Annotated in this window: 7 protein-coding genes; 3 read left to right on the forward strand and 4 right to left on the reverse strand. The window is 44.8% G+C overall.

All coding sequences use genetic code 11. The annotated features are described in order from the left end of the window. Positions 1-453 precede the first annotated feature (453 nt). The 3 genes from FIS9605_RS0100200 to FIS9605_RS0100205 all read left to right on the forward strand — a co-directional run bounded on the left by FIS9605_RS0100200 (position 454) and on the right by FIS9605_RS0100205 (position 3,908). Positions 454-2,562 (forward strand): protelomerase family protein, encoded by a 2,109-nt coding sequence (locus tag FIS9605_RS0100200; RefSeq protein WP_026730789.1) that lies wholly within the window; start codon positions 454-456, stop codon positions 2,560-2,562. Between the two features lie 326 nt (positions 2,563-2,888). Then, entirely contained in the window at positions 2,889-3,074 is a 186-nt protein-coding gene (locus FIS9605_RS42140; protein WP_155960308.1) for a hypothetical protein, read from the forward strand. Positions 3,075-3,584: 510 nt separating this feature from the next. Continuing rightward, positions 3,585-3,908, forward strand: coding sequence for a hypothetical protein (locus FIS9605_RS0100205; RefSeq protein ID WP_026730790.1), 324 nt, complete (start codon positions 3,585-3,587; stop codon positions 3,906-3,908). Between the two features lie 12 nt (positions 3,909-3,920). Here the strand turns inward: FIS9605_RS0100205 and FIS9605_RS35860 are convergent, their stop codons facing one another. The 4 genes from FIS9605_RS35860 to FIS9605_RS0100225 all read right to left on the reverse strand — a co-directional run bounded on the left by FIS9605_RS35860 (position 3,921) and on the right by FIS9605_RS0100225 (position 10,406). Then, the gene (locus FIS9605_RS35860) at positions 3,921-4,766 is read right to left on the reverse strand and encodes a hypothetical protein (protein WP_155960309.1); all 846 of its coding nucleotides are present in this window, start codon (positions 4,764-4,766) and stop codon (positions 3,921-3,923) included. A 299-nt stretch (positions 4,767-5,065) separates the two neighbouring features. Further along, complete coding sequence (locus FIS9605_RS44800; RefSeq protein WP_231510189.1) at positions 5,066-5,245, reverse strand: cupin domain-containing protein; 180 nt, start codon at positions 5,243-5,245, stop codon at positions 5,066-5,068. Beyond that, positions 5,214-6,515 (reverse strand): APC family permease, encoded by a 1,302-nt coding sequence (locus tag FIS9605_RS0100220; RefSeq protein WP_026730791.1) that lies wholly within the window; start codon positions 6,513-6,515, stop codon positions 5,214-5,216. The genes FIS9605_RS44800 and FIS9605_RS0100220 overlap by 32 nt, the downstream gene beginning before the upstream one ends. A 252-nt stretch (positions 6,516-6,767) precedes the next feature. Then, positions 6,768-10,406 carry a plasmid replication protein, CyRepA1 family gene (locus FIS9605_RS0100225; RefSeq protein ID WP_026730792.1) on the reverse strand — a complete coding sequence of 1,213 codons (3,639 nt, stop codon included), beginning with the start codon at positions 10,404-10,406 and terminating at the stop codon, positions 6,768-6,770. Positions 10,407-10,828 lie beyond the last annotated feature (422 nt).

Raw genomic sequence — 10,828 nt, forward strand, 5'->3', positions numbered from 1 at the left:
GATACTAATTTTATCCTTATCCTTATTGTCAGGATATCCCTAGCGATAAGTTATCTATTGAAATAACTTATCGCTAAGCTATCGCTAAGGTTAAGGATGGGAAGCGATCGCTTGGCGTGCTGAAAGCCTAAAGCTATTGTATGATAAGGGTTGTAGGGTTTTACTGCATAGCCTAACCTGTTGACCGCTTTAGATTCCTTAGCGGAAATTGCGCTTTTGTCAGCTCAAACAATAAGGTATTTCAATCAATAGTTTATCTTATCGGCTATCCTTATCGACAAAGTGCTTGACAAAGCAGAGGTACTGCTATTGCTCGATTGCAGCAAGTTAGTTGTAATAAGGGAAAATCCGGCTATTAATTATTTCTATCTGACTTTAGCTAAATTGAATAGGATAACTGCAAAAACCGCTAAGGTTAAGGTATCATAGAGATATAGATAAACAAATGACGTTATGGACAAACTTCCTGACAATTGGCTTGACCTCGCTGCCTCTCACGGGGCTACTAAATGGGTGCAGCATTTCATTCGGACTTACCTACCTCAACTCAAGGATCAGGTAATTTCGGCTCTTGCCTTTGCTCAAACGCTAGAAGAGGAATTACAGGCGCGGCAACTCACAACAAGTGCACAGCAAAAAAACTACCGCTCCAACGTAGTGCAAGCCATCAAAACTCTTGACTCCAATCATCCGGCGATCGCGCTCGTTTCCCCCACTACTGAGCAATATCGGAAACTGAACGAGGAACAGCGTGGACGGCTAGCAGTAAGAGAAACGAAATATTTCACCAGTGCAACGGCTGAAACGCTTGTAGAACGAGCTACAAGCCTTCTCAACAGTGCCGAATGGTCAGATGTCGCAGCAGGACTCTCCGTATTGATTGGAAGGCGGATTAGTGAAATCTTGCTCTCTGATTTCTCGCTCTCCACAGCTTGGAGCCTGAACTTTAGCGAGATGAGCAAGAAGGCTAATGCTCCGGGCCTAATCATTGAGATTCCTACACTCGCACCTGCTCGTCGGGTGCTCAAGGCAATTGAGCGGCTTCAGAAATCGCTCTCTATTGAGGATCTCAAACTGGTCAGCCTCACTCCTAAGATAGCAAAACAGACCGTGAATAACCGTTACAGCGGGTTTGTTGCGACAAAGTGCCATCAGCATTTTCACGATTTGATTCCAGCACGGGCTGATGGGGAGAACCTTTACAGCCACATTTTTCGAGCCGTTTACGCCACGATCGCGGCTCACTGGTTCTGCCCTCCGAATGTGCCAGAACACAATTTCAAAGCCGAAATTCAAGGACACTTTACCCTCACGTCAGATGGGCACAAACTCCCCAACTACAGTGCTAGAGCCAATTATGACGATTACGCGATTGGAACAAGTGACGGCAATCGAGATGGTCGATTGGGTATCAAACTAGGCAAATTGCCCGATCTGGAAATTATTCAAGCTTTCACAAAGGAAACACCAGCAAAGTCAACAGCAATCTTCGACAAGGATAAGGATAAAGAAGCGGCTCAAGATGCAGAGCCATTTATAGATAAAGATACAGATACAGATACAGATACAGATAAAGAAATCAATCAGGAATCTTTTCGCTGTCGCTCTACTACGACTGAAGAAATTCTAATTGAGGAAAATTCACCCTTACGACCAAGGGAAACCACAATGGCTAAACCGACCGCAAAACCTAAGACCAAGCGACCAGAGATACACGCAGCTGACTTGGAAGAAATGGTAAGCCTGATGGCGCGTCGGGGTGTCACGGGTTCAACAGGTGAATTGTTTCACGCGCTCATTGAAGCATTCAAGTCAGGTGATGAAGAGCAACAGCAGCACCAGCAAAGGACAGTGAGCGAACTGACGAACTGCCTGAGTTGGTTCACTGACCGCATCGACGCTTTGGAGAGAACCCTGCATCAGCTACAGTCCCAACGAGATCAACTCAAAGGGGCACAGACTACCACTGACGAATTGAATCGTCTACGCGACGAAAACGCCCGATTAAAACAGAAGTTGCAAGAAACTGAATCGCAGCTACAAGGTATCAAGAAGTTCTTGGGTGTGGGAGCCAATGGTGCAACTGCTACACAGCCAAGCCTAGCATTGCCACAACCAACAACCGAAAAGACACCCCTTCAACCGATAGCACTGCAATACGGCGCAACCGAAGCCTTGAGTTCATCAACTATCACCACCACTACCACACAGCCTCTAACAGAAGCTCCCACGCGCCGCAAAAGAGGTGATACGGATGAGAAGCTCAATCAAATTATTGATGCCCTTCTAGCCTGGAACACAAGCCAGCAAAGCTCAGACACTCAATTACGAATCTCAATTCCTACGATCAAAGCACTGGCAAGTGCGATGGGGGCAAATTATCAGAAGGCTATCCAGGACATTCTTAAGGAGCGCTCAAGTGAACTCGATGAGCATCATAGCCGTTTACTCATTGGCACTCGCCACAATGCCCTTGTACTCAAAAAGGATGAAGTACTTCAAGCAATCGCCCGTGACTACTTAGGGTTGGATAACTGGCAAGAGGTGAAATATGCAGGATAGAAGTTTTAGGCACAAGCCTGCGAAAAAAAATCCCAGCCGCTACATTTTTCCTAGACAAAGTGGGACAACCCTTGTCAAAAAGCGCGGGTTATTGCAATTATTCTCAAGATTGTTGAGAAAAACCGCGCTTTTTGACACTCCTCACTCAAAATCTAGTTCGCCAAACCAATAAACCAAAAGGGTTGTCCCACTTTGTCAGGGTTTTTCCCAACCTTGGCAGCACAAACAAATACCAAGGGAGCAACTCAAAGCTCTAGCCCGCGATTATCTGGGTTTGGAGAACTGGCAACAAGCATCACGGTCAAATAGCGTGGTACGCGACAGCCGTGCTTCAAATCTACTCACGCTCTAACAAAGGAGCGATCGCTGTCTGCTTAATATCAGCCTATACATACAAGCCAAGCAACCATAGCGATCGCTCCGCGAGCGAAGTTGATCAACTTGCACCACATCACAAAAGTATTGCTCCCGTTACCTCTAATCCTGACAAAAGTGGACAACCCTTTATATAAAGGCGCTTTGCCGATTATATTTTTAGTCAAGGTGGCAAATTCGAGCAGGATTTTCTCAACAATCTATATGGTTTTCGCAATAACCCTGCTCGAATTTGCTAGGGTTGTCCACTTTTGTCCACGTTTCATCACACACGTACCACCGCCGGAGCGCAACAGCAGCGGTCGCAACTAAGGGGTTGAGCAAAAATAAGTTGGTCAGGCTTATATTTATTCAACTCATTCAAAATCCCTCGTGGAGGGGGCAGCGCCGGGTACGGCGCTGCCAAGCCTGACCAACTTATTCCTGCGGGGATGCTAAGGGCATCTTTATCTATTTCGCGCCAGCTGACTGCCTGTGAGCATGACACAGGGGTATGATTTAAAAACAGGTAACTCTACCAATCATCTCACCGAGGCGATACTTAGAAAAAGAGGGAGGTTTGATGCCCCCTTATTTATTCGTGGGCAAGCGCGAGATATCTCGAAGAAACCTCCCTCTTTTTCCCTAGCCAATATGCGTAACCTCAAATGCCCAAATCCCCAATGTATAGCACCCCTGCTGATTCTATTCCCGCCCCATTAGGTAGCGCACAACAACGGGCGATGCGGATTTTCGCAGCACTCAAACAGTGGAACCACCAGTATCCCAATCGCAGCTTTGCTTTCACTAAGCGCTTGTTAGAGCGTGAATGGCGCATCCACCCAGACGCTGTCAAGCAGTTTTTCACTGTCTACCAAGACCATATTCGCCATTATCACGACTCTATCGGCGTGGTAAACTCGCGCACTCACAACTGTCAAAAAGGCAGAAATCTTCACGAACTTAAGGCTTTTATTCGCCACAAGCTCTAGCTGATAACTGTATTACTGTGTCCTCTTGTTGGGTTTGGGTTTGGGTTTGGGCGATAGCTGGTTTGTTGCCGATGCAGCTGCTGTTGTGTCGCTGTCGCGCTTGTCACGCTTTTGTGAGAGTGCGGTAGCTTTCTCCTCCTTAGAAGCCTTGAGAAATTTTGGTGCTTTTTCTTCAGGGATAGCCAATAGGGAATCAAAGCCGAAAACATCGCGATGGGGCAGAAATTTCGCTTTAATCTGGACAAACACTGGCCGCCCCTGTTCTTCTTTTTCTGCTTTGGGATTGAACCGAAATGGTGGAACTGGTGCATCTCTCCAAATCAATGGCAGGTGGCTGGACTTCATAAATTTAACTTTCTTTGCTGGTTCTGCCTGCTTGATATAATCCAGTCGCTGCTCTGAAAAGTTTCTGAACACGGATATACACGGTGTTTTACAGACAGGGATGAACTGCCACAGCCCACACAGCTTAAATTCCATATCAAAAAGCTGTTCTGAAATTGCTTCCCCTTTACGCTTTTTATCAAAGCCGACTAGCTGAAAAGCAACGTGAGGCGGTTGCTCTTTGCGTGGGAAATGGGTAAATTTCGGGTAAACAATTAGACGTTGATTACTTATACCAGATGTTTCGATTTCTTTTTTGAGACCTTCGTAGCCTTTCTTTTTGCTGGAGATGTATAAAAGCGGGTACTTTTTACTCCCGATGGCAATCGTGGCTCTATCTTCGCTAAAAGTCACCTCCCCAACAATCACTCCTACAGCCTGAAACATTGGCGAGTTGGGTTGTGAATTTTCAACACTCTGTTGTGTGTCAGTTGCAGCCTGCTCAATGCCCTTAGTAGCCTCAGTGGATTCCATAATTACTTCCTCGGGAGCAAAACTTCCCATATTGACCTTTTTTGAATTCAAAATTCAAAATTCAAAATTCAAAATTAATAAGAAAAATAATTTTGAATTGATTAATTTTGAGTACAGTAGACCACTGAATAAAATTCAGTGGTCAACAATTGCGTGGTGGGTACAAGCCCCCACTCCCAACTCTTTAATTTTGAATTAATAATTTTGAATTTTGAATTGGTTTGACGCCCAACAGGTGGTGGCTACCAATTCTCACCCAAAATCTTTAATGCCACTGTCAACCGATTCTTTTTTTAGAACTAGTTCTCTTCGTCACCTCCTATATAAATAAATAGATTAATCAATTCATGACTAAATCCCATGAAGTCTCCTGGTTCAACTGAGTATGACCTATCTCCAATTTCCGCAATACCTCGACCTGACAAGATGTAAACCCATTCTTCTTCATTACCCTCTTGTGAAAGCTTTTTGGATCGCAATTAGAAGCATTCCAATTCCTACAAACACCAGCGCCAAAATGTGACTTGCACCAGAAGCAAAAGCAATCAGAACCAGATCTAACAGCAACGCGATCGCCGGGACTATATAGAGAACCCGAAACCCGTTAGTTTCAGCCAATAGGCGTTTTATAAGTAGCAGCGAGAGGTTGACAAGACAAAACATTACCAGAATCAAGGTGGCGGTGGTTCCTGCTAAAAATTGCAGCGTTCCAGAAAGTGCCAGAAAAATGGCAATTGGTAAAATCACCAGCAGCGTTCGATAAGGCGTGGCTCTGCGTCGATGTAATTTCCCTAACCAAAGTGGTAGCAGTCCTTGACGCGACATCCCAAACAACAGCCGCGATGCCGTGACAAAATTTAGCAGCGCCGTATTAAGTACGGCAAATAGAGCAATAATTGTAAAAATAACCTGGGGAAAATTGGGCTGCGCTCGACGAACTACATCGAGTAACGGAGCACCTGAAGCAGCAAGCTCGGAGGGATTGAGTACCCCAATCGCAAGCCAGGAAACTAGTATATAGACTACGCCCGCGATCGCCAAGGCAAGTAAGATCGCTATTGGCACGTTACGTTCGGGATTTTTAACTTCCTCTGCAACATTGACAATATCTTCAAATCCAATAAAGGCATAGAAAGCCAGTGCTGCTCCCTGAACCACTGCACTCCAACCTATGGCTTGCTCGTTACCGACAGCAGCAGGATTAGCCGTGCCACCACCGCTCAAAAACAAGGTTGAAACCAAAATCACAATCAAAAGACCGCAAACCTCAACAAATGTGCAAAAAATATTCAGAGCCGAGGACTCCTTCATGCCTCTGAAATTAACAAATGCCAGCACCGAAAAAAGCGCCAGGATAATTAGCCAAGCTGGAATCGCTGGTACAAAAGCGTTGAGATAGCCGGCAAATGCTTTCGAGAGCGTCGCCATCGAAACCAAACACGTACAAAACATTAGCCACCCGACCAATATTGAGAGCCAGTCGGTGCGAAATGCTCTGTGGACAAAGCAGGCAACTCCACCGCTTTGTGGAAATCGGCTGCCCAGTTCGGCGTAACTTAAAGCTGTGAATGCCGCCACAATCATCGCGAGCAAGAACGAAGCCCAAACCAAACTGCCAGAAACTCCGGCGATTTTTCCGACTACCGCATAAATTCCCGCACCCAGAATGTCACCCACTCCGTAAATCACCAGAGTTGACAATCCAAACACTCGCTTGAGTGAATCTGCTTCTACTACATTTGTTTTCATACAACCTCAACACGCAGTCGAACACTTATGTCTTCCTCCCTGTTCCCCTTCGGGTACTCTACCTTGAGCCGCCCACAAGGGGCGTCTACGCCAGTCCCCCATCTGGCTACGGCTTATACTACACCCGTAGTATGTGTAGCAGTAGCCACCACTCATATAAATAAATAGATAATCAATCAATGACTACCCGCAACCCTATATTCTTTTGAATTTTGCGGGCGTGGAATTTTGAATTCACCCCCTTGGGGTGCGTCATGCCGCCATCTCAAAACACTCTCGTTGCCAAACAATAACTTCAAGCCCTCCTACAAGTTCCACGACTGCCTTGAAGAATTTCTCCTGTGGTCTGTCTTCAAATGTTTTAACAATTGCCTGCTTCCATTGGCAGCAATACCATACCCAGCAGCGTTTGGAGTCGTTAACTTGTTGTGGCTGTGTCGGCTGCTTTGCTCTAGCAGGCTGAGCAGTACAATCACAAGAAGGCTCCGAAATATTGCCTGACACTGCCGAATTTTCTTGAGGTGCTATGTTCTGGGACTCTTTGTCGGATTTCAAAACCGCCTCGACATCTCGCTTCAACCATTGCTCAAATACTTGCTCTCGACCATCACAAACAGCGATCGCTTGTCCATTGTCGTCGAGTCGATACTTGGGTCGCTTGCTGTTGTTTTCTACTTTTTCAAAGTCTGCCCCAGGAGTACCATAAATCCTTTCCTGGTTGCCCCTACGCCCCTGTTTGCGTAGGAACGGCATCTTGTGCCCAATTAAATTAAGAATTCGCTGAGTGCATGTAATCGGGTCGTCAATTTTAGAGAAATCAATTCCCAAAATTAACTTCAAATCATTTACATTTCGTTTGCACTTGTCAAAAATATCTAGAATGACAGGATGATTCTTGCTGAAATTCGTGCCTTGGTACAATCGCTCGATTCCTAAAAAGCTTAAAGCATCAATCTTTTTATTCAAGAGCCGCTTCGACATGTCCACCATGAAATAATCTCCTTCACTAATCAGTGATGTCATGGTAGTGCTATCTTTTAGAGTTAGGAAATCTCGTCCCACATCAAAATAATAATGTAGTCTAATTTTTGAATACCAGCCATCATCATCTTTGGCAACTAGCTCAGCATCTACTCTTATGTTGTAAGTGCGTTCTAGTTGCGCTTTTCTTAACTTTAATAATTCGGATTTAGTTCTCGTTTGCTGCTTGCTTAATACCTCATATTGCTTATCATCAATACTCTCTGAGGCTGAAACTTCTGATTTATATATTTGATATTGTTCATCTCTGTTATCATCAATATCATGCTTTGTCGCTAACACTTGGGATTCATTTGGCAGTGCCATAGGCTTATCATCGCCATCAAAGGTATCTTCGTTCGCCTCATCCGATGATTTGATGATATGTCCCTCTGCTGCCAAATCTGCAATTATTTGTTCGGAGTAATTCCACATACCGGAATTGATAATTGCCCCCAGTTTCGCCCAAGTAGTTAGACAAATTGGCTCAAAATTACCATCAACAGACTCTTCAAACCCTGCTTCAAGCAACTTCTTAATATGGGCTTTATCCAATTTCCTTTGGCTAGCAATTAAACTTTTATAGTTAGTAGATTTATCACCAACAAATCCCATTCCCACAGACTTAACCCATATATATCTGGGCACTCCTGGACGATATCTAGAAAGGTGTTGGCGAACAGAATCGGCTGGAGAACTGCCTTGAAATATACCCCAAACACCTTGAAAATGTTCCGATTCAATTGACACACCAGTTTCAAGGGTTGGGGTACAAATTACTAAATCGTAGTCAGCAATTATCTGATTTATATTACTGGTGCAGCCATATGCTGGATGGGTTGGGTCAGCAACTGTTTCGGAATCTATTCTCAAAATCTTAATACCTGGTACTTCCTTTTTGTACCTTTCCTCCAACTCTCGGCAATATTTCGCCGATTCTTTCTGATAATATGCTTCCAAGCAGGTGCTTCCCCAGCGAGATTTAGCCTTTTGAGCAGAGACGCAAAGTAAGTGTTTCTCGCCCCTCAACAGTCTTTGTTTGAGAGTAGCAACCAGCTTAGCTGGGCTTTTATCTTGGAAGTGATAAACTTTCCAAGGCTCATCAAATTTATAAGTATTTTCAATAATCCAAGTTTTAACATCAAAACCAATCAACCCTTTAATAAAATCGATAGCAATATCATTTAAGTCGGCATCCGCAATAATGATTCTACCTCCATTTTTGACAACATTAATTAGTAATTGTTTTAGGGTTTTGATGATTTTCACTCTGTGGGACGTGCAAGTATTAGATGATAACAAGTGCCAAATTACTTGCATGACTTCATCAATAACTACATAGCAATTCTTCCATTCATCTGGATTAAATCGAGCTTGAGATTCACGATGCAGGCTATCAATACATAGCCCCATACCAAGCCGATTACCCTCACCCGTTGATTTGATTTCGGTTACATAAGGGACACCGATTCTATCAGCAGTTTGAGTTGATAATTGTATGCGGTGAGTGATTAGTAGAATTCGCTTTTCTCCACTTCTTAAAAGTGGCTCGACGTACCAACGAATCCATTCGGTTTTACCTATTTTCTTGGGAGCCTTTAAGCAAATTAACTGACTATTAGTAGGCGGTAAAGTATCATTAGGATTTTCACGATTTAACAAGTAGCGACGGTCTAGGGATTGGTCAACCTCATAAGTCAACTGCCGCATCTGTTGTGTTTCCCAGTTCTCAAAGTCTTGGGCTTTTCGATAGATGTTGCCAAAAATTTCGTTCTTATCTAGCCGTGGAAAAAAACCGCATAAATCGCGCAATCCTTTTGGCTTATTGCCTTGCCAACAAGATTTTGGGTAAGCATTCTCAAAACGAGCGGTCTTTTCGCAGTAATATTGAGAATCCTCGCAGTAAGCCCGCTCGTTTTGAGAAGGATTGCGCGATTTATGTGTATTAGTGCGTCCCCCCAGTGCAGCTGCGTTATAAAGTACATCATCAATGCCTTTGCCCAGTTTTCTATCCCAAGACATCACACAGGGGGTGCAGCCTCGCTTTTTGAATAACTTGGCAGTTTTGGCGATCGCACTGTCCACGTCCCGGCGGGTACTACGCTTGCTATCTTGGTCAAATGCAAAATAAATTCTCCTTTCTGGTGTGGCAAAGGGGGCTAGTTGAGGTATCAGGGTCGGCTGCCCTATAACTTCCCCATACTCGTCGCGCTGTACACGATAGCAGGTGCGGATTCCCGGTAATGCGATCGCAACATAACCACGACTTAAGATGCAGGCCGCCTTCTTCACACCTTCGGTGATGATGATGGGGATATTGTTATCTATCACCCACTGCCAAAAAATCATCGGCCAAGAGAGTACCGAGGTGTAGTCAGAGGGCAACGCTACGTCATAGCGACGGCTGATTAGTTCAAAAACCAAGGGCGAAACTTTGAGGAAGAATGCCTCTAATTGAGTCTTGGGCGGATGTTCGTACTTAATTGTCTTGCCATTACTATCAACTCTAGGGGTATTGGGCTTAAAACACCCCCACTCGGACATGTGCCCTTTTTGGATGTCCACCCCACAACACCACCAACCACCCGCCTCTACGTGTCCATACTTACTTCTCAAATATCTCCACTGGGCATCTGGGTGAACCTTCCCGGATATTAGGGCAGGGTCACTGATTAGATATTGATAAGGTTCGTCGCCGGACAGCGATCGCAAATTTAATGCGGTTATTTCTTCATCAATGCAGCTACCCTTCACCCATTCGTCCCAGTGGGCAGCATCTATTTGGCGACCAGAATGGAAAACCCGCCCGCTCGTAAGTCTTTCTTGATTTACGCAACTCTTGCACTTGGGGGACTTTCCAAATCCTTTCATACCCCCCTCCCCAACAAAGAGGCGGAGGGGAAGGGTGCTCTTAGCAGAGGAGAAGAATTCCCCCTGCTCCCTGCTTCTTCTAGCTGCCTCCTCCCTTGCTGCTTAAGGACTTTACTCAACAGCAAAATCATTTTTGCTACTCCGGTGGGTGTTGATACCGGGTAGCCCCTATGGTCTTCGGGTCAATAGATTGCTAGCTTAATAGATGGAAATTGTTTGTTAGCTGGGTTGTTTCCGCAGCTGGGTGAACGATTACAGTCGTTCTTGGTGTTGGCTAACAAGCTGACCCCGAAAGCTTTAGGAGGCTACCCGCTTTTTTACGAATTCAAAATTCAAAATTCAAAATTCAAAATTATTTAGAATTGTTCTGCTTGGTTTTGACTATTATTGCGGCGATTATTTTGATGATTTCTTCACTTTCT

This window comes from Fischerella sp. PCC 9605 (genome assembly GCF_000517105.1).
Lineage (GTDB): Bacteria > Cyanobacteriota > Cyanobacteriia > Cyanobacteriales > Nostocaceae > PCC9605.